20 protein-coding genes are annotated in these 18,612 nt (G+C 70.6%); 15 read left to right on the top strand and 5 right to left on the bottom strand.

Annotated elements, in window-relative coordinates; translation table 11 throughout:
* Positions 1-133: 133 nt before the first annotated feature.
* From ACGFYU_RS30620 to ACGFYU_RS30610, 3 genes are all read left to right on the top strand, one after another.
* Positions 134-994 carry a DUF3558 domain-containing protein gene (locus tag ACGFYU_RS30620; RefSeq protein WP_393830558.1) on the top strand — a complete coding sequence of 287 codons (861 nt, stop codon included), beginning with the start codon at positions 134-136 and terminating at the stop codon, positions 992-994.
* Positions 995-1,131: 137 nt separating this feature from the next.
* A complete protein-coding gene (locus tag ACGFYU_RS30615) occupies positions 1,132-1,860 on the top strand; it encodes a DUF3558 family protein (RefSeq protein ID WP_393830557.1) in 729 nt (242 codons plus the stop codon).
* A gap of 153 nt (positions 1,861-2,013) precedes the next feature.
* Complete coding sequence (locus tag ACGFYU_RS30610; protein ID WP_393830556.1) at positions 2,014-3,339, top strand: DUF2637 domain-containing protein; 1,326 nt, start codon at positions 2,014-2,016, stop codon at positions 3,337-3,339.
* 66 nt (positions 3,340-3,405) lie between these two features.
* Here ACGFYU_RS30610 and lysS read toward each other — a convergent pair whose 3' ends face one another.
* Entirely contained in the window at positions 3,406-5,145 is a 1,740-nt protein-coding gene (gene lysS, locus ACGFYU_RS30605) for a lysine--tRNA ligase (RefSeq protein WP_393830555.1), read from the bottom strand.
* Between the two features lie 179 nt (positions 5,146-5,324).
* On the opposite strand from lysS, the gene argS reads away from it, so the two are divergent.
* The 5 genes from argS to ACGFYU_RS30580 all read left to right on the top strand — a co-directional run bounded on the left by argS (position 5,325) and on the right by ACGFYU_RS30580 (position 11,056).
* A complete protein-coding gene (gene argS, locus ACGFYU_RS30600; RefSeq protein WP_393830554.1) occupies positions 5,325-7,094 on the top strand; it encodes an arginine--tRNA ligase in 1,770 nt (589 codons plus the stop codon).
* A 140-nt stretch (positions 7,095-7,234) separates the two neighbouring features.
* Positions 7,235-8,677 carry a hypothetical protein gene (locus ACGFYU_RS30595; RefSeq protein WP_393830553.1) on the top strand — a complete coding sequence of 481 codons (1,443 nt, stop codon included), beginning with the start codon at positions 7,235-7,237 and terminating at the stop codon, positions 8,675-8,677.
* A gap of 518 nt (positions 8,678-9,195) precedes the next feature.
* Entirely contained in the window at positions 9,196-9,663 is a 468-nt protein-coding gene (locus ACGFYU_RS30590) for a hypothetical protein (RefSeq protein WP_393830552.1), read from the top strand.
* Positions 9,664-9,728: 65 nt separating this feature from the next.
* Positions 9,729-10,205, top strand: coding sequence for a DUF3995 domain-containing protein (locus ACGFYU_RS30585; protein WP_393830551.1), 477 nt, complete (start codon positions 9,729-9,731; stop codon positions 10,203-10,205).
* A 53-nt stretch (positions 10,206-10,258) separates the two neighbouring features.
* Entirely contained in the window at positions 10,259-11,056 is a 798-nt protein-coding gene (locus tag ACGFYU_RS30580) for a VOC family protein (protein WP_393830622.1), read from the top strand.
* Positions 11,057-11,121: 65 nt separating this feature from the next.
* Here ACGFYU_RS30580 and ACGFYU_RS30575 read toward each other — a convergent pair whose 3' ends face one another.
* Entirely contained in the window at positions 11,122-11,616 is a 495-nt protein-coding gene (locus ACGFYU_RS30575; RefSeq protein ID WP_393830550.1) for a hypothetical protein, read from the bottom strand.
* A gap of 187 nt (positions 11,617-11,803) precedes the next feature.
* Between ACGFYU_RS30575 and ACGFYU_RS30570 the strand changes: the two genes are divergently transcribed.
* The 3 genes from ACGFYU_RS30570 to ACGFYU_RS30560 all read left to right on the top strand — a co-directional run bounded on the left by ACGFYU_RS30570 (position 11,804) and on the right by ACGFYU_RS30560 (position 14,115).
* Complete coding sequence (locus ACGFYU_RS30570) at positions 11,804-12,199, top strand: hypothetical protein (RefSeq protein WP_393830549.1); 396 nt, start codon at positions 11,804-11,806, stop codon at positions 12,197-12,199.
* A gap of 85 nt (positions 12,200-12,284) precedes the next feature.
* A complete protein-coding gene (locus ACGFYU_RS30565) occupies positions 12,285-13,244 on the top strand; it encodes a hypothetical protein (protein WP_393830548.1) in 960 nt (319 codons plus the stop codon).
* Between the two features lie 88 nt (positions 13,245-13,332).
* A complete protein-coding gene (locus ACGFYU_RS30560) occupies positions 13,333-14,115 on the top strand; it encodes a hypothetical protein (protein WP_393830547.1) in 783 nt (260 codons plus the stop codon).
* On the opposite strand, the gene ACGFYU_RS30555 is transcribed toward ACGFYU_RS30560, so the two are convergent.
* Complete coding sequence (locus tag ACGFYU_RS30555; protein ID WP_393830546.1) at positions 14,112-14,510, bottom strand: ATP-binding protein; 399 nt, start codon at positions 14,508-14,510, stop codon at positions 14,112-14,114. The genes ACGFYU_RS30560 and ACGFYU_RS30555 overlap by 4 nt on opposite strands.
* A 158-nt stretch (positions 14,511-14,668) precedes the next feature.
* Between ACGFYU_RS30555 and ACGFYU_RS30550 the strand changes: the two genes are divergently transcribed.
* Positions 14,669-15,448 carry a Scr1 family TA system antitoxin-like transcriptional regulator gene (locus tag ACGFYU_RS30550; protein WP_393830545.1) on the top strand — a complete coding sequence of 260 codons (780 nt, stop codon included), beginning with the start codon at positions 14,669-14,671 and terminating at the stop codon, positions 15,446-15,448.
* Positions 15,445-15,690: a DUF397 domain-containing protein gene (locus ACGFYU_RS30545; protein ID WP_393830544.1), complete on the top strand. Its 246-nt coding sequence runs from the start codon at positions 15,445-15,447 to the stop codon at positions 15,688-15,690. The genes ACGFYU_RS30550 and ACGFYU_RS30545 overlap by 4 nt, the downstream gene beginning before the upstream one ends.
* On the opposite strand, the gene ACGFYU_RS30540 is transcribed toward ACGFYU_RS30545, so the two are convergent.
* Complete coding sequence (locus ACGFYU_RS30540; RefSeq protein ID WP_393830543.1) at positions 15,674-16,429, bottom strand: TetR/AcrR family transcriptional regulator; 756 nt, start codon at positions 16,427-16,429, stop codon at positions 15,674-15,676. The two genes, ACGFYU_RS30545 and ACGFYU_RS30540, sit on opposite strands and share 17 nt — an antisense overlap.
* Before the next feature lie 105 nt (positions 16,430-16,534).
* Between ACGFYU_RS30540 and ACGFYU_RS30535 the strand changes: the two genes are divergently transcribed.
* The gene (locus ACGFYU_RS30535; RefSeq protein ID WP_393830542.1) at positions 16,535-17,461 is read left to right on the top strand and encodes an ATP-binding cassette domain-containing protein; all 927 of its coding nucleotides are present in this window, start codon (positions 16,535-16,537) and stop codon (positions 17,459-17,461) included.
* The gene (locus ACGFYU_RS30530; RefSeq protein ID WP_393830541.1) at positions 17,458-18,213 is read left to right on the top strand and encodes an ABC transporter permease; all 756 of its coding nucleotides are present in this window, start codon (positions 17,458-17,460) and stop codon (positions 18,211-18,213) included. Before ACGFYU_RS30535 ends, ACGFYU_RS30530 begins: the two co-directional genes overlap by 4 nt.
* A gap of 47 nt (positions 18,214-18,260) precedes the next feature.
* On the opposite strand, the gene ACGFYU_RS30525 is transcribed toward ACGFYU_RS30530, so the two are convergent.
* Entirely contained in the window at positions 18,261-18,533 is a 273-nt protein-coding gene (locus tag ACGFYU_RS30525) for a DUF1876 domain-containing protein (protein WP_393830540.1), read from the bottom strand.
* Between the last annotated feature and the right edge of the window lie 79 nt (positions 18,534-18,612).

Below are 18,612 nucleotides of genomic sequence, written 5' to 3'. Positions count from 1 at the left end.
CTCAATACGCAAAAAGCCTCGCTCTTGGTCCCAAATACGACAGAGGACCGGCGCCAGCACCAGCGTGTGCGATAGACATTGTGTCCATCCGCGTCGGAACCGCGGCAACGCATTTTCCGGAGGGGAGCAGCCAGTGGACGTGCAGCACCAGGCGGTACGGCGAGTACGGCGGGCCCTGCCGGCCATCGCGGTCCTGAGCGCGCTCGTGGCCGGCGTCGCCGGGTGCAGCAGCGGCGGCACCGGCGGCGACACCAGCGACTCGAAGGCCGGCGGCAGCCAGGCCGCGCCCGCGCAGCCGGGGAAGTACCGCAGCCTGCCCGCCCCCTGCAAGGCCGGCGTCGACAGCAAGCGGCTCAAGGGCATGCTCCCGGCCGGCGACTCGCTCACGCCCGAGCAGCGCGACCAGCTCTACGCCGGCGTCGCGGACGCCTCGTACGACGGCGACCGGCACGTCGGCTGCCGCTGGACCGCGCAGACGCCCGAGGAGACCCGGCTGCTGTCGGTCGGCTTCGAGCGCGTGGTCTCCTACGACCGGGCCACCGCCAGCGACGACGACAAGGCGCGCCAGGTGTACGTGCGCCGGCTCACCGACGCGAAGCTGCCCTTCCCCGGCCCGGTCACCACCCCGGCCCCCGGGCAGAGCCAGAGCGCACCGCCCCCGGCGGCACCGACCCCGACCCCGCCCGCCGGCGCCCCCTCCGAATCCCCCGCCGGATCCCCCGCCGGCTCCCCCTCCGCCCCGCCCCCCGAGCTCGGCTCCCGCGTGCTGGAGGGTCTCGGGAACGAGGCGTTCCTGGAGGACAAGCTGAGCCCCGCCGGGGCCACCGCGGCGCAGGCGCGCACCGTGCGGATTGTGTTCCGCACCTCGAATGTCATCGTCACGCTCGAGTACAGCGTGCAGCCCGCGCTGCCCGGCACGGTCCCTCCGAGCGCCGAAATCCAGGACAAGGCACGGCAGTTGGCGCAGGCTCTGGTCGAGCGTTTCAACGAGTGAGCGGGGCGCGCCGGGCCCCGGGGTGACGGCGCGCACAGCAGGCCGCCACCCGATCGGGCTACCGTTGCTCGGGTCCGCGCGGCCGTTCGCGCGGCCGTTCCGCGTCCGAAGAAGACCCACAACGTACTGAAGGAACCATGCACCGATCAGCCTCGCGCCTCACCCGCGTTCTCGCCTGCGCAGCCGTCCCGGTGATCCTCACCGTCGCCGGGTGCTCGTCCGATTCGGGCAAGGGCTCGGGCTCGGACGGCGGCAAGAAGTCCGATTCCTCCTCGTCCGCCAAGGCCAGCGCGAAGCCGTCCGCCACCCTGGAGAAGGCGGCGTACGCGACGCTGCCCGACCCGTGCAAGACGGTCGTGACCGGCACGATCGACTCCCTCGTGCCGGAGGCGAAGGACAAGAACGGCACGGCGACCAAGTCGAACGACCTGGCCAGCCGCGCGAGCTGCTCCTGGAACGGCCTCGACGAGGACGGTCTGAAGGGTTCGCAGTACCGCTGGCTGTCCATCTCCCTCTTCCGCTACGACTCGCATGCCTCCCTCGGCAGCGCCAACAAGCGCGCGGAGGAGCAGTACAACAAGCAGGTCGAGTCGGCGAAGGTGACCGAGGGCGCGCAGAACGTGAAGGCGGAGGCGGCGGGCGGCATCGGCGACCAGGGCACGTCGGTCGTCTACACCGTGAAGAAGGACGTGGACTTCTTCAACACGACGATCGTGGCGCGCACGCAGAACGTGGTCGTGACCCTCGACTACAACGGTGCCGCGTACGAGGGTGCCGGCGCTCCGGACCAGGCGAAGCTGCTGCAGGACGCCATCGCGGCGGCGAAGGAGGCCGTCGCCTCGGTCGACGCCGCCAACAAGCAGTAGGGGAGCCGGAGGAGAGCGACCAGCGAGTAGGCGGAGCCTGCGGAAGCGTTGACTCCCGGTCACCCGTACGCTGTGCCTGCCGGAGCTTGGCAAAGGCTCGGTAAGTGCTCTGCTAGTGCTCGGCATGTGCTCGACAAGGGGAGGGGATCGCGGGTGGCCGCGATGCAGCTGACTCGTACGCACCGAATACTCATCGGCGTCGTGGTCGCCGGAGCCGTCGTCATCGCGGGCATCGGCTTCGCGGGCTCGTACGCCGCGGTGCGCGCCCTCGCCCTGCAGAAAGGCTTCGGCAACTTCTCGCTGGTGTTCCCGATCGGCATCGACGCGGGCATCTGCGTCCTGCTGGCGCTGGACCTGCTGCTGACGTGGATCCGGATCCCCTTCCCGCTGCTGCGCCAGACGGCGTGGCTGCTGACGGCGGCCACGATCGCCTTCAACGGCGCGGCGGCCTGGCCGGACCCGCTGGGTGTGGGCATGCACGCCGTGATCCCGATCCTGTTCGTGGTCACGGTGGAGGCGGCCCGGCACGCGGTGGGCCGGATCGCGGACATCACCGCGGACCGGCACATGGAGGGGGTCCGCATCACGCGCTGGCTCCTCTCCCCCGTCCCGACCTTCAAGCTGTGGCGCCGGATGAAGCTGTGGGAGCTGCGCTCCTACGAGCAGGCGGTCGGCATGGAGCAGGACCGGCTGATCTACCAGGCGCGGCTCCAGGCGCGCTACGGGCGCTCCTGGCGGCGGAAGGCCCCGGTGGAGGCGCTGATGCCGCTGAAGCTGGCCCGGATCGGTGTCCCGCTCGCGCAGACGGCCCCGGAGGGGCTGGCGGCGGCGGGGATCAGCCCGGCGCTGCTGCCGCCCGCTCAGGAGGCGGTCCCGGCCGGGCCCGCGGGCGGGGCGGCCGGTCTCGCCGGCGCCGGCGCCGGCGCCGGCCCAGCGCTGCCCGCGGGCTCGGAGCCGGAGCTGCTGCCCGCCGGGCAGCCGGCTTCGGCCGGGGAGGCGAACGCCGCGGTCCCCGCCCCCGCCCCCTTCGCGGTGGACCCGACCGCGATGCCCGCCGCGCACAACAGCGCCTGGTTCGCCGCGCCGCGGGCCCCGCAGGCGGCGTACGAGGGCGGCTACAACCCGCACGTGGTGGAGGGCCTGGAGCCGACCCCGGTGATGCCGCCGACCGGTCCGGAGCCGGAGGAGCTGCTCCAGCAGCAGCAACAGCGGGAGTTCCCGATTCCGGCCCCGCGCCAGGAGGAGTACGTACTGGACTCCTCGGACGAGGAGACGGTGAAGTTCGCCGAGGCGGCGTACGAGGTCTTCCGCTCGCACCTGGAGGAGAACGGCGAGGTCCTGACCGCGGAGCAGCTCGACATACTGCTGGCCGACCGGTACGGGATGGTGCACCCGCGCAGCGCCTCGCTGATCCGCAAGATCTTCCCGCAGCTCAAGCAGCGCTACCAGACCGAGCTGGAAAACGAACACATCGCCTAGTAATAGGCACGTACGCGGAAGGGCCCGCACCCCGAGGGGTGCGGGCCCTTCCACATGTCACACGGCTCAGACGGCGAGCAGCTTGCGCACCCGGTCCGCCCCCACCGCGAGCAGCAGCGTGGGCAGGCGCGGCCCGGTCTCGCGGGTCACGAGCAGCCGGTACAGCAGCGCGAAGAAGGTCCGCTGCGCGATCTTGAGCTCGGGCGTCGGCTTGGCGTCGGGCGACAGGCCGGCCATGACCTTCGGGACTCCGTAGACCAGCGTGGTCAGCCCGTCGAGCGACCAGTGCGAGTCCAGTCCCTCCAGCAGCAGCCGCAGGGACTCGCGTCCCTCGTCGTCGAGCGAGGACAGCAGCTCTACGTCGGCCTCTTCGCGTACGAGGGTCCGCTGGTCGGCGGGGACCTGGGTGGTGATCCAGTTCTCCGCGCGGTCCAGGCGCGGCCGCACCTCGTCGAGCGAGGTCAGCGGCTGCGACGGGTCCAGGTCGGTCAGGATGCGCAGGGTCTGCTCGTCGTGCCCGGCGGTGATGTCGACGACGGACGCGAGCGTCCGGTACGGCATCGGACGCGGGGTGCGCGGCAGCTCGCCGGCGGCGGTGCGCACGGCGCGGCTGTGAGCGGCGGCGTCGGCGGGGAGCACGGTGCCGTCGGCGACCTTGGCCTCCAGCTTGTCCCACTCGTCGTAGAGCCGCTGGATCTCCTGGTCGAAGGCGATCTTGAAGGACTGGTTCGGGCGGCGGCGGGCGTACAGCCAGCGCAGCAGCTGCGGCTCCATGATCTTCAGCGCGTCGCCGGGGGTGGGGACCCCGCCCTTGCTGGAGGACATCTTCGCCATGCCGCTGATGCCGACGAACGCGTACATCGGTCCGATCGGCTGCTCGCCGCCGAAGATGTGCACGATCTGCCCGCCGACCTGGAAGGAGGAGCCGGGCGAGGAGTGGTCGACGCCGGAGGGCTCGAAGGTCACGCCCTCGTAGGCCCAGCGCATCGGCCAGTCGACCTTCCAGACGAGCTTGCCGCGGTTGAACTCGCTGAGCTTGACCGTCTCGGTGAACTCGTCCTCGGTGCAGACGTAGGTCATCTCGGTCGTCTCGTCGTCGTACGAGGTGACCTTGGTGAAGTCCTTGCCGCACTCGCCGCAGTACGGCTTGTACGGGAAGTACCCGCCCTCGCCGGTGCTGCCGTCGTCCTCGGCGGCGGCGCCGGAGCCCTCGGCGGCCTCCAGCTCGGCCTCGTCGACCGGCTTCTGCTGGGGCTTCTTGCCGCCCGGCTTCTGCTTGGTGCGGTACTGGTCGAGGACGGCGTCGATGTCGCCGCGGTGCTTCATCGCGTGCAGGACCTGCTCGCGGTAGGTGCCCTTCGTGTACTGCTCGGTCTGGCTGATGGGGTCGTACTCGACGCCCAGCTCGGCCAGCGCCTCGACCATGGCGGCCTTGAAGTGCTCGGCCCAGTTCGGGTAGGCGGAGCCCTCGGGGGCGGGCACCGCGGTCAGCGGGCGGCCGATGTGCTGGGCGTGGGACTCCTCGGTGACGCCCGGGATGCCCTTGGGGACCTTGCGGTACCGGTCGTAGTCGTCCCAGGAGATGAGGTGGCGGACCTCGTGGCCCCGGCGGCGGATCTCGTCCGCGACCAGGTGCGGGGTCATGACCTCGCGGAGGTTGCCCAGGTGGATCGGGCCGGAGGGGGAGAGTCCGGACGCGACGACGATCGCTTTGCCGGGGGCTCGGCGCTCCGCCTCGGCGATGACCTCGTCCGCGAAACGGGAGACCCAGTCGGTCTCTGTGCTGCTCTGCGCGCTCTGAGCCACGACACGTCCTTCTATCTCGAATGCTGGCTTCAGCCATTCTCCCAGACGGAATGGGCCACTCCGAGGTTGCTTCCGCCCAGTGATATGCCGAGAAGTGAGCAGCCTCCGCGTGGGATACTCGGCACTTGTCGGAACACCCAAGTACGACCTCCGTACGCACCTCACAGGAACGGCAGCTCATGGCCTCGGTCCCTTCGCTCGCTTCGTCCGTCAATCAGCGCGTCGCCGCCGCCCTCACCTCCGCCCTGCCGGAGGCCGGTGCGGCCGACCCGCTGCTGCGACGAAGCGACCGGGCCGACTTCCAGGCCAACGGCATCCTGGCGCTCGCGAAGAAGGCCAAGGCCAACCCGCGGGAGCTGGCGACGACCGTCCTCGACGGCCTGGACAAGGGCGGGGTGATCAAGGAGATCGAGGTCTCGGGCCCCGGCTTCCTCAACATCACGATCACCGACGAGGCGATCATCAAGACGCTCGCCGCCCGCGCCGCCGATGACCGCCTCGGCGTGCCGGTCAACGCGAACGCCGGCACCACGGTGATCGACTACGCCCAGCCGAACGTCGCCAAGGAGATGCACGTCGGCCACCTGCGCTCTGCCGTGATCGGCGCGGCCATGGTGGAGATCCTGGAGTTCACGGGCGAGAAGGTGGTCCGTCGCCACCACATCGGCGACTGGGGCACCCAGTTCGGCATGCTCATCCAGTACCTGCTGGAGCACCCGCACGAGCTGGACCACAAGGCCGCCGAGTCGGACGCGCAGGCCTCGGGCGAGGAGGCGATGTCCAACCTCAACCGCCTGTACAAGGCCTCGCGCGCGCTCTTCGACTCCGACGAGGAGTTCAAGACGCGGGCCCGGGCCCGGGTGGTGGACCTGCAGGCGGGCGACCCGGAGACCCTGGCGCTGTGGCAGCGGTTCGTGGACGAGTCGAAGATCTACTTCTACTCGGTCTTCAACAAGCTGGACATGGACATCCAGGACCCGGACATCGTCGGCGAGTCCGGCTACAACGACATGCTGGTGGAGACCTGCAAGCTGCTGGAGGAGTCGGGCGTGGCCGTCCGCTCCAACGGCGCGCTGTGCGTGTTCTTCGACGAGTACAAGGGCCCGGACGGCAACCCGACGCCGCTGATCGTGCAGAAGTCGGACGGCGGCTTCGGCTACGCCGCGACCGACCTGTCGGCGATCCGCGACCGCGTGGCCAACCTGAAGGCGAACAGCATCATCTACGTGGTGGACGCGCGTCAGTCGCTCCACTTCAAGATGGTGTTCGAGACGGCGCGCCGGGCGGGCTGGCTGAACGAGGACACCAAGGCCGTGCAGCTGGCCTTCGGCACGGTCCTCGGCAAGGACGGCAAGCCGTTCAAGACGCGTGAGGGTGAGACGGTCCGGCTGGTGGACCTGCTGGACGAGGCGGTCGAGCGGGCCTCCGCCGTGGTCCGGGAGAAGGCCCAGGACCTCACGGAGGAGGAGATCGCCGAGCGTGGCGCCCAGGTGGGCATCGGCGCGGTGAAGTACGCCGACCTGTCGACGTCCGCTTCCCGCGACTACAAGTTCGACCTGGACCAGATGGTCTCGCTGACCGGTGACACGTCGGTGTACCTCCAGTACGCGTACGCCCGTATCCAGTCGATCCTGCGCAAGTCGGGCGAGGCCAGGCCGGCCGCCCACCCGGAGCTGGAGCTCACGGCTTCGGAGCGGGCGCTGGGCCTGCACTTGGACGGCTTCGGCGAGCTGATCGCGGAGGCGGCGGCCGAGTACGCCCCGCACAAGCTGGCCGCGTACCTGTACCAGCTGGCGTCGCTCTACACGACCTTCTACGCGGAGTGCCCGGTCCTCAAGGCCGACACCCCCCAGCAGGTCGAGAACCGTCTGTTCCTGTGCGACCTGACGGCCGCCACCCTCACCAAGGGCATGTCCCTCCTCGGCATCCGGACCCCCGAGAAGCTCTGACATCTCCGCAACCCGCGCATATCGCCAACGGCCCCGGCAGCTGCTGCCGGGGCCGTTGGCGATTCGTAATCTCCCAGCCGTTTGAAATCGGCCAAACGCCCTTAGCCTGATCGCGTTCAAAAAAGCCCTGGGGGAGCCAAGTGAAGAAGATCAAGCGCATCGCCGCCGTGGCGGCGGTCGCCGTGGCCGGTCCGACGGCCCTGCTGTCCACGCCCGCGATGGCCGCCGAGCAGCCGGCCGTGATCGTCCCGGACACCGCGCCGAAGGACGACGCCGCACCCGCTCCGGTCGTCGAGACGCCCGCGCCCACGCCGGTAGCGGAGAAGCCCGCGGCGCCGACGCCCGCGCCCACCACGCCGAAGACCGAGCAGCCCTCGAAGGACGCCAAGCCCTCCGAGGACAAGCAGGACGCCGAGTCCGACGGGATCCTCATGGGCCCCGAGGTCACCGTGGCGGGCATCCCCAAGGACGGTTTCAAGGCCGACGGCAGCTGGACCCCGCTGAAGGTGACGGTCGACAACTCCGGTCACATCGCGGTGCCCAACTACACGCCGCACCTGGCCGTCTTCCAAGAGGACGGGAAGTTCAAGCCCTCCCAGGTCAAGGTCGAGTGGCGCGGCGCCGACGGCTCCTGGCAGTCGGGCAAGCTCGCCCAGGGCGAGGAGCTGGGCCCCGCCCTGCAGTACGGCCTGGGGACCACTCCGAACGTCGCCACCGGCAAGGTCTACACCCTCGACGTGCGGATCAGCTTCGCGGCGGGCACCCCGGTCCTCCCCTTCGAGATGTACTCGGACGGCGAGAGCCGCACCGCCAAGGGCACCGACCACTCCCCCGCCTCCTGGTACTCGACGAAGATCAGCGGCGCGGCGGACGGCCACGAGGACCCGGTGTTCGTCGACGGCCCCGAGCTGACGGTGAACGGCGTACCCGACAGCATCGCGGTGGGCGGCGACTGGACCACCTTCTCCGTCCACGTCGACAACTCGGGCAAGAAGGCGCTGGACGACTTCTACCTCGGCATGGTCATGGCCCGCCCGGACTGGGTGTCGATGCAGGCGGACCAGATCAAGGTCGAGGTCCTGAGCAAGGGCATGGACGGCAAGGCCGGCTGGCACGAGGCAGAGCTGCTGACCGAGGAGGGCGTGTGGCTGGGCTTCGACCTCGCCAGCGGTCCCGTCAAGGCCGGCCAGAGCTTCGACGTCCAGGTGCGCGTCAAGTTCACCGCCAACGCCCCGAAGGGTGACCTGTCCATCCGCAGCTTCGGCATGGGCCCGGTGGGCGACGACCCCGAGGACGGGATCGTCCAGTCGCACTCCAAGCCGCAGCTGACGAAGCTCGTCGCCGCCACGCCGGAGACCGGCGACGACAAGGGCGACAAGGGCGGGAACGGCAACGAGCCGAAGCCCAACGGCGGTTCCAAGCCGATCAACGACACCACCCCCGGCGGCCACACCGGCGGCGAACTCGCCGCCACCGGCGCCGACGCGGCCACCACCTGGGCCCTCGGCGGCGCGGGCGTGGCCCTGGCCATGGGCGCCGCCCTGGTGGCGGGCACGGGCCGCCGCCGTCGCCCCACCGCCTGAGCGCATTGAACGGCCCCGCCCCCGGCAGGATTCGCTGCCGAGGGCGGGGCCGTTTCGTCAGCTGCCGACGTTCGCGCAGGTCGCGTAGACGTGGAACGTAACCGGCGGATGAGCGCCCACGTTTGCTGTGTATCCCACTACCCAAGCGGTGCCCGCCGGATTGGGACCAGACGTGTTCAAGGTGACGTCCGACTGGACTCCGGAGTCCACGGTCAGTCCGCCGCCGAGGACCCTCTTTCCGGCGGGGCAGGGGACCGTTACCACATCAATACCGAGCCCGCCGATGGTGATGGGGTCGCTGCGGACCAGCTGGTACCCGGTGAACCCCGCCTGCCCGGGGTTCGTGGTCGTCGACGCGGACATCGCGGCGACCGAGGCGATGCGGCCCCCGCCAACCTGGACGACGACTTCGACGAGGCCGAACTCGACGCCGCGCGGGCAGGCATCGCCCAGGCGCTCACTCCCGGGTCGCGGGACTGGATCGCGTGAGCATCCCCGTCTTCGTTTACGACACCGGCATGTTGATCGCCTTGGACCGCGCGGAGCAGAGCCCACGGCTTCTCCACCGGTACCTGACGGAGCGGGACCACCCTCCGGTGATCCCGTTGCCCGTCCTGGCCCAGGCTTGGCGGCCCGGCCGGTGGACTCCCGTCACGCGAGCCGTTCCCGAGTGCACCGTCTTCGGTGTGCGCTCCTCGGCCCCGCCGTCCTGCGGGGTGTGCCTGTCCGGGCACATCGAAGACGATGCCAAGCGCGCCGGCCGGATCCTGGCCACCGCCGCGATCCCTGAGGGCAAGCGCCCCGATGCCGTGGACGGTCTGGCCGTGGTGATCGCGGCGCGGCACTACAGCTCGGTGATCGTCACCTCGGACCCGCGCGACATCACCGCCTACCGGGACGTCCTCCCCGACGCCGCGGAATCGGTCCGCGTGCTGGACGTGGCGGACCTGCCCGCGTTCCTCGCCGGCAAGCGTGTGCTGCGCTGATCCTCGCATCCCATGTGACGGGGGCCACAGGGAATGTTTCCCCTGCCGGGCCCCTCTCTTCGGACATGCAGACCACCACACGACACCGCACCGGCCTCGCGCTCGCCGGACTCCTCGCCGCCGACGGGCTGGTGCACCTGTACTGGGCCACCGGGGCCACCTGGCCCGCCGCCGATGCGCGGGCGCTCTCGCTCGCCGTGCTCGGCATCGAGACCTCCTTCGCGCCCGCCACCGTCCTGCCGCTGGCCGCGCTCACGCTCGCCGGGGCCGCCGCCGTGCTCGCCCACTCCCGCGGGCGCGGCGGGCTGGTCACCCGGGCCGTCACCGGTGCCGTGGCCGCCGGGATGGGCGTACGGGCCCTCGCGGGGCTGGGGTGGGTCGCCGGGGTGCTCGACAGCCCGGCCGGCAGCGCCTTCTACGCGCTCAACCTCGCGCTCTACACCCCGGCCTGCCTCGGCTTCGGCTGGGCCGCCGCCCGCCTCGCGCTCGCGCGCACCGGGCCTCACCCGTACGGGCGGATTCGGGCCCGGCGGGCCGGGTAGGGGACGCCCCGTTCAGCCCGCGCCACGCCACCCCGGAGGCATCCGTGCCCGACATGAACGGCCCCTACAAGCCCGGCACCCCCTGCTGGATCGACCTGATGGTCCCCGACCAGCAGGCGGCCCTGGACTTCTACTGCGACCTCTTCGGCTGGCAGGGCGAGATCGGCCCCCCGGAGACCGGCGGGTACTCCGTATGCCACCTCAAGGGCAAGCCGGTCGCCGGGATCATGAAGGCGTCCAACCCGGACGGCAGCGTGCCCGACCCGATGCCGCCGACCGTGTGGAACACGTACCTGACCACCGACAACCTGGACGGCACCCTCAAGGCCGTCACCGACGCCGGCGGCACGGTCGTGATGGGCCCGGCCGACGTCATGGACCTGGGCCGGATGGCCTTCATCGCCGACCCGACCGGCGCCACCTTCGGCCTGTGGCAGCCCGGCACCTTCGACGGCGCGGGCATCGTCAACGAGCACGGCGCGCTCAACTGGAACGAGCTGAACACCGGCGACGTCCCCGCCGCAGCCGCCTTCTACACCGCCGTCCTGCCCGTCACCACGGCCCGCTCCACCATCCCCGGTGCCGAGTTCTACACCGAGTACAAGGTGGACGGCCGCGCGGTGGCCGGGATGATGGACCTGGCCCAGCTGCCCGCCGGGGTGCCGCCGCACTGGATGGCGTACTTCCGCGTGGACAGCGTCGACGAGATCCAGGCCGCCGCCGAACGGGCCGGAGGCAGTGTCATGGCCCCGGCCTTCGACATGGTGGCGGGCCGCATGGCCGTCCTGGCGGACCCGCAGGGCGGCGTCTTCTCGGTCATCACGCCCCGGGCCGTCGACCAGTCCGCATAACGACCCCGTCAGCAGGTCCCGTCCACCGGGGGGCCGGGGCAGGGCCCCGGCCTTCACACCCGACTTCACCTGACCCAGGCGCACGCCCTGAGGGCCTCGTCCCCCTCCTTCGTGCCCTTCAGGCCCATGCCCTCGTAGTCGTGCCTCGCCGTCTTCGGATCGGGATCCGGAAACTCCGCAATGCCGTGGGCGCGCATACAGGCGGTGAACTCCTTCGCCTTCGCGTGCTGTTCCGCGCTCACGGGCGTCGCCGGCACGAGACTCTCGCAGGCACGTTCCGCTTCCCTGGTCTTCTCCGGATCCGCCTTGGAATCATCCACGACCGGAATCCCCGAAGGGGTGTCCTTCATCGGCAGCCCCTTCTCTTTCAGGCACTGGAAAAAGGGCGCCATCTCGGGGAGGACCTCGCCTTTGGGGCGCTTGGGCGGCTCACCGGACACCGACGGGACCGGCGACGAGACGGAGGGCGGCGCGGAGGACGGTGCCGAGGCCGAAGCGGAGTCCCCACCGGAACAGCCGGACAGGAGGAGCGGGAGGGAGAGCAGGGCGGGAGCGGCCACGGACCGGATCCACAGACTGGGCACAGCAGGCCTCCTAGGCGCCTTCATGTCATCGCACCATAGGCCAAAAGGACCCCAAGGACCTTGTACTCAGGGATAGTTGCGGCGACCGCCCCAGCGTGATCGACTTCTCGGCGGTCAGTTCCCGAGCCCCCGCCATGGCCGAAATGAATGAAGGGCATTCCCGATGAAGCTTCGCAATTCGCTGCGCGCCGCTGCCGCCGCAAGCCTGATCCTCGTCACGATGGGCATAGGCGCCGGCTCCGCCGCCGCCGTCGAGAAGGACGGCTGGCTCACCGCCGGGGAGTTCGGCCTCTTCTGCTACAAGAACCAGACGGACTCGGTCTTCGACCTCTACGGCAACGACATCAACTTCGGCGACGACTTCTTCAAGGGCACCCAGAGCTGTGCCAACCAGCTCGTCGACAACTACACCGAGTCCTATCTGAACAGGGACACGTACGACTGGAAGATCTACACCGGCTTCGGGGGCCAGGGCTATACGGCCACCATCCCGGCCGGCGCGCGCGGCAACACCAACTCGACCTTCACCAACACGATCTCCTCGGCCTTCTACTTCTAGGAGCGCACGACCGGCAGTTCCGCCCTCGCCGTCCCGGCGGAACTGCTGCCCCCCACCCCGACCACCCCCGCCCCACGGAGTCACCATGCACCCGCCGCGTCCCGCACTGCCCGCCCTGACGGCCTCCGCAGTCGTACTGACGCTCCTGCTGGCCGGCTGCTCGGTATCGGACGGCGGCGCCACCGGCGACTCCGGCAAGGAACCCGCGATCGGCGCCGTACCGCAGCTGCTCGAAAGCCGGGACCTCGCCTACCCCCTCGACCCCTACCTCCCGGACGCCCGGCAGCGCGGGCAGCTCGACCAGGCGCAGGACGTACTCGTCGACCAGTGCATGCAGCGCTACGGCTTCCGCTACCAGCAGCGGCGCCAGGCCGACCCGGCCGCCAAGAACGACAACAACCGGCGCTACGGGGTCTCCGACGCCGCCGAGGCCGAGCGCACCGGCTACGAGAACCCGGCGGCGAGGGGCGGACAGCGGCCGCCGCAGCCGTCCCTCGGCCCCAACGAGAAACTGGTGCTGCACGGGCTGGAGGTCGACCCCTCCAAGCCGGTCCCGATGAGCCAGGAGGAGGCGGAGAAGTCCGACGAGGCGACCACGGTCGTCGGCGGCCAGAAGGTCCCGGCGGGCGGCTGCCTGCGCGAGAGCGCGCTCAAGCTCTACAACCCGTCCAAGGACACCGTGGACATGATGGTCCCGCAGAACTTCGGCTTCGAGGGCTTCGCCCGCTCCCGCGACGACAGCCGGGTCCGCGAGGCCACGAAGTCCTGGAGCGCGTGCATGGGCAAGCACGGCCACACGATGAACAGCCCGCTGGACCAGCCGCCCGGCATCAACGACTCCAACATCGGCAGCCCGCAGGCGATCGCCATCGCCAAGCAGGACGTGGACTGCAAGAACCAGACGAATCTCGTGGGCACCTGGTACACGGTCGAAGTCGCCTACCAGAAGCGGCTGGTGGAGCAGAACGCGGAAACCTTGGACCGGGTGAAGAAGCAACTGGACGAGCGCATGCGCCTCGCCGCCACCCTGACCGCCGCCGGCTAGGCCGACCGACAGGCGGAACACCGTGGCGACGGCGGGACACGGCCGGGTAGCCTCCGCCTGATCATCCACACCGTTCCGGGGGACCGACATGCCGATACCCGTTGTCCGGCGGGCTTCCGGCCTGCCGGCCCTGGCAGCCGTCGCCGTACTGGCCATCACCGGCTGCGAGGCGGCTCCCGGGAAACCGGCGCCTGAGCCCTCCTCCCCCGTGCTCGCCTCCGAGTCCCCCTCCGCCTCGCCTCCTCCCGCGACGCGCCCGCTGACCGCCGCGGAGCTGGTGGCGGCCGCGCTGCCGGCCGAGGAGACCCCGGACGCGTACGGGCACCCGGTCTCCGTCCGCAAGTCCCGGGCGGGCGGCCCGAAGTCCGAGCCGTCCGACCCCGCCTGCGCGCAGCTGCTCGCGGCCGCCCATGCCCGGCACGTGTCCCGCCCGACCCCGGTCGTGGCCGAGCAGTCGTTCAACTGGAGGAACGACCTCGGCAGCAGCCACTCCACCCTCGCCTCGTACGGGGCCACCGGCGCGCAGGATGCCTTCAGGCTGATCACCGAGGGGCTGAGCACCTGCCGCTACTACGAGAGCCCGGCCCCGGCCCCGGCCCCGGCCCCGGCCCCGACCATGACCTACAAGGGCACGGTCACCGTCGGCCCTGCCCCGCGGCTCGGGAACGAAGCGGTGCAGTTCGAGGTCACCGCCCCGACCGAACTCGGCCTGCACGTGACCCAGTACACGGTGATCCGCACCGGCAGCGTCGTCGCCACGTTCACCAGACAGTCGACCGCCGGCCTCGACGAACGCGCCTTCCAGCCCGCCCTGATCGCCCAGCAGATCTCCCTCCTCCAGGACGCACAGCTGAGGCCCGCGCCCCTCTAGACCGGCGGTCCGACCCGGACCTCGCACCACACCACCTTGCCGGGGGTCCGGGCGAGCACCCCCCAGTCGTCGGCGACCGCCCCTACGAGCGTCAGCCCCATGCCCGGCGGGCGGCCGAGGATCCGCGACAGCCCGGGGCCACTGTCGTGCACCTCGATCCGTACCGTGCCGTCGAAGGTGAGCAGGCGCAGCAGGTAGCCGCGGCCTGGCGGGACGCCGTGACGCAGCGCGTTGGTGGCCAGCTCGCTCACGCAGAGCGACATGTCGTCGTGGCGGTCGACCAGCCCCCATGCCTGTGCGGTGTCACGTGTGAACTGGCGTGCAGCCGCGATGCTTTGGGGCGACCGGGGGTAGAGCCGCTCGCGCACGAGGGCCGCCTGAGTATTGAGATTCACCGGACGATCGTCGCGTGGAGTGACTACCGTGTCACCGTGTGCCGACCCGTACTCTGTGATGAGTACGGGTCGGCGAAGGATAATTCGCGCCGGACGGCGGGGAGTTCATCGCCATGCCACCAAGGAAACGCCCACGCCCCAATGCCACGACCATGAAGATGGTCGGCAGGCAGGTAGCCGCCGGTAGGGTTGCCAAGGGCCTGACCCAGAAGCAGCTCGCCGAACTGGTCAATCTGGACGAAGAGAGCGTCGGCTCCATCGAGCAGGGCCGTCGCACCCTCATGCCGAACGTCGCCGAACTGATGGACCTCCATCTGGGCCTGCCGGGCGTGCTGACCGTGGCCGCCAACGAGATGCCGAAGATCGACGTGATCCCACCGTGGGCGGAGCCGCTGATCAACATGGAGCAGAAGGCAGCCGCCATTTCCTCGTACGAGAACCAGGTCGTTCCGGGCCTGCTCCAGACCAAGGCGTACGCCGAGGCGGTCTTCCACAGCCGTCTCCCGATCTACAGCGCCGAGGAGCTCATGGACCAGACAACGGCCCGCCTCAAGCGCCAGACCAACCTAAGCCGCGAGCAGCCGATGCTCGCCAGCTTCGTCATCTGGGAGCCGGTCCTCTCCAGCCCCCTCGGTGGCCAGGAGGTTCTGCGGGAGCAGCTCCGCTACCTGCTGACCTGCTCCGAACTGGCCGGCGTGTCCATCCAGGTCCTGCCACTGGACCGCACCCTCCACCCGGCGCTGGACGGCCCCTTCGTCCTGCTGGAGACCCCGGAGTACCAGCACATCGCGTACATCGAGAGCCAACGCGGCAGCCTGGTCGTCTCCAACCTCGACGAGATAAGCATCCTCGCCCAGAGGTATGCGATGCTGCGAACACAGGCCCTCAACCCCGATGAGACCAGGGACCTGTTGAAACGGCTGCTAGGAGATCCATGAGCACCCAACTCGCCTGGTTCAAGTCCAGCTACAGCGGCAGCGACGGCGGCAACTGCCTGGAAGTGGCCGTCGCCTGGCGGAAGTCCAGCTACAGCGGCAGCGAAGGCGGCAACTGCGTCGAGGTCGCCGCCTGCCCGACCCAGATCCACGTCCGGGACAGCAAGGTCAGCGACGGCCCCGTCCTGGACCTGGCCCCCGCCGCCTGGGCGGGACTCACCGGCTGGATCAGCGACGGCCGCTGATCAACTCGGCCAGGCCGTCCAACAGGCGGCCCAGGCCGAACCGGAACTGAAAATCCGGCTCGTCGGAGCCCGTGAACGCCGAGGACTCCAGCAGCCGCGTCACGGCCGGGTGGCTGTCCGGGGCGGTCAGCAGCCGCAGCGTGCGTACGTACTGGCCCACCACCTGGTCCGGTGAGACGCCGGACTTCACGATGGCGTCCATCATGTCGGCCGCCATCGTCGCCTCGTTCCGCACCAGGCCCCCGATCAGGATGATCGTCGAGAGCTTCTCGCTCTCCTCCAGGCCCGTGTCCGCCAGCGCCGCGAGGCCCCGTTCCATCCAGGCCAGCTGGTTCGGGGTGGCGGGCGGGGCCGTGATCGGGATGCGCAGGATCCAGGGGTTGGCCATCAGGACGGCCCGCTGCGCGTACGCCCACTCCGACAGCAGCTCCCGCCAGTCCGCCCCCTCCCCGCAGGAGGACGCCGGCGGCGCGCCGACGCCCGCGTCCGACATCAGGATGTAGAGCTCTTCCTTCGCCGTGACGTACCGGTAGAGGGACATCGTCGAGACGCCCAGCTCCTTGGCGACCCGGCCCATGGAGACGGCGTCCATGCCCTCGGTGGCGGCGAGGGCGACCGCCGCATCCACGATCCGCGGCAGCGTCAGCGTGGGGCGCGGTCCCTTGCCGGGGCGTTCGCGCAGACCCCAGGCCATTTCCAGGCTCGCGGGGAGCCCGGTGCCACTCTCTTCGTCCGCCATGGCCGTCCCTCCCTCCGCCCTACTCGATTGACCCACATCCTAGTTCTGTGTATTACTTACACAGAAGCGCGTAACCCATACGCAGAAGGGAGCGTGGTCCCGGATATGGCCACGTACGACCTCGGTATCCACGCCACCGGACTCACCAAGTCCTACGGCGACCTCCGCGTCCTCCACGGCATCGACCTGGCCGTCCCGTGCGGCAGCGTCCTCGCCCTCCTCGGCCCCAACGGCGCGGGCAAGACCACCGCCGTCCGGATCCTGGCCACCCTCACCGCCCCCGACTCCGGCGCCGCCCGCGTCGCCGGTCACGACATCGCCGCCGACCGGTCGCGCGTCCGCGAACGCATCAGCCTCACCGGCCAGTTCGCGGCCGTCGACGAGCTCCAGACCGGCGCCGAGACCCTCCGCATGATGGGCCGCCTGGCCGGGCTCAATCCGCGCGCCGCCCGCGCCCGCGCCGACGAGCTGCTGGATCGCTTCGGGCTGGCCGACACGGCGAACCGCACCGCGAAGACGTACTCGGGCGGCATGCGCCGGCGCCTCGACCTCGCCGCGAGCCTGGTCGCCCGACCCGAGGTGCTCTTCCTCGACGAGCCCACCACCGGGCTCGACCCGCGCAGCCGCCAGGACCTGTGGGACCTCGTACGGGAACTGCGCGCCGACGGCACGACCGTGCTGCTCACCACCCAGTACCTGGAGGAGGCCGACCGGCTCGCCGACCGCGTCGCCGTCCTCGCCGACGGGCGGATCGCCGCCGAAGGCACCCCCGCCGAGCTCAAGTCCCGCGTCGCCGGGCACCGGCTCGACCTGACCCTCACCACCCGGACCGCCTACGAGGCGCTCGCCCCGCACGCCGTCCACCACGACCCCGACGAGCTCACGCTCGGCCTGCCCACCGACGGCACGGCCGCCGACGTCCGCTCCCTGCTCGACGAACTCGACCCCGACCGCACCGCCGTCGACCGCTTCGCCGTCCGCAGCGCCACCCTCGACGACGTGTTCCTCGCTCTGACGGGAGCCGACCGATGACCGCCATGCCCCTGAACGCGCTCACCCTGGCCGGCCGCGGCCTGCGCATCAGCAGCCGCCGGCCCGACGCCCTGATCACCGCGCTGATGCTGCCCGTCATGCTGATGCTGATCTTCGTCTACTTCTTCGGCGGGGCCATCGACACCGGCACCGCGTACGTCACCTACGTCGTCCCGGGCGCCATGCTGCTGTGCGCGGGCTTCGGCGCGGCGAGCACCGCCGTCAGCGTCGCCGACGACATGCGGAACGGGGTCATCGACCGTTTCCGCTCCCTGGACATCGGCGGCATCCCGATCCTGACCGGGCACGTCGCGGCCTCGGTCGCGCGCAACCTGCTCTCCACCGCCCTGGTCCTCGCCGTCGCCCTCGCCATCGGCTTCCGCCCCCAGGCGGGCGCCCCCGCCTTCCTCGCCGCCGCCGGGCTCCTCATCGCCTACATCACGGCGATCTCCTGGCTGGCCGCGGCCCTCGGCCTGCTCGCCAACTCCCCCGAAGGAGCGGGCGGGTTCACCTTCCTGATGATGTTCCTGCCCTACCCGTCCAGCGCGTTCGTCCCCATCGACACCATGCCGAGCTGGCTCCACGGCTTCGCCGACCACCAGCCCCTCACCCCGGTGATCGAATCCCTCCGGGCCCTGCTCCTGGACCAGCCCGCGGGGAACACCCCGGTCATCGCCCTGACCTGGTGCGCGGCCATCACCGTCCTCGCGGTCACCCTGACGACCGTCCTCTTCACGAGGCGGACACGGTAGCGGGCGGACCGGACGCTCGGCCCGGACCGCCCTGCCGCGGAGGTGGATCAGTGGGTCAGCGGGTAGGAGTGCCGGCCCGTCACCTCGTCGATCTCACCGTGTGCCTTCGTCAGCAGCTGGGACGACAGATCCATGAGCGCACGCGCTCCCGCGATCTCTTCTCCGACCCTCAGCTGCTCCGGGTCGGAGGGGTGACGCAGGGCGTAGCCGCGCGCCTTCACCTCAGTGCCGTCACCGAGCCTGACCATGGCCGCCGCACTCGTGCGGTGGCCTTCCTCGGTGAACTCCAGCTCCACGTGCCACCCGACCAGCGTGGTCATGGCGCATCACCTCCAGGGGTCACCCTTTTGACTTCCAGGGTGCGCCCCCGCAGCCCCGTACGCGAACCGGGCGCGGAGG

The organism is Streptomyces sp. NPDC048337 (assembly GCF_043201175.1).
Taxonomy (GTDB): Bacteria; Actinomycetota; Actinomycetes; order Streptomycetales; family Streptomycetaceae; genus Streptomyces.
Note: the sequence above shows the minus strand (reverse complement) of the source record. Positions and strands in the feature narration are given on the sequence as shown.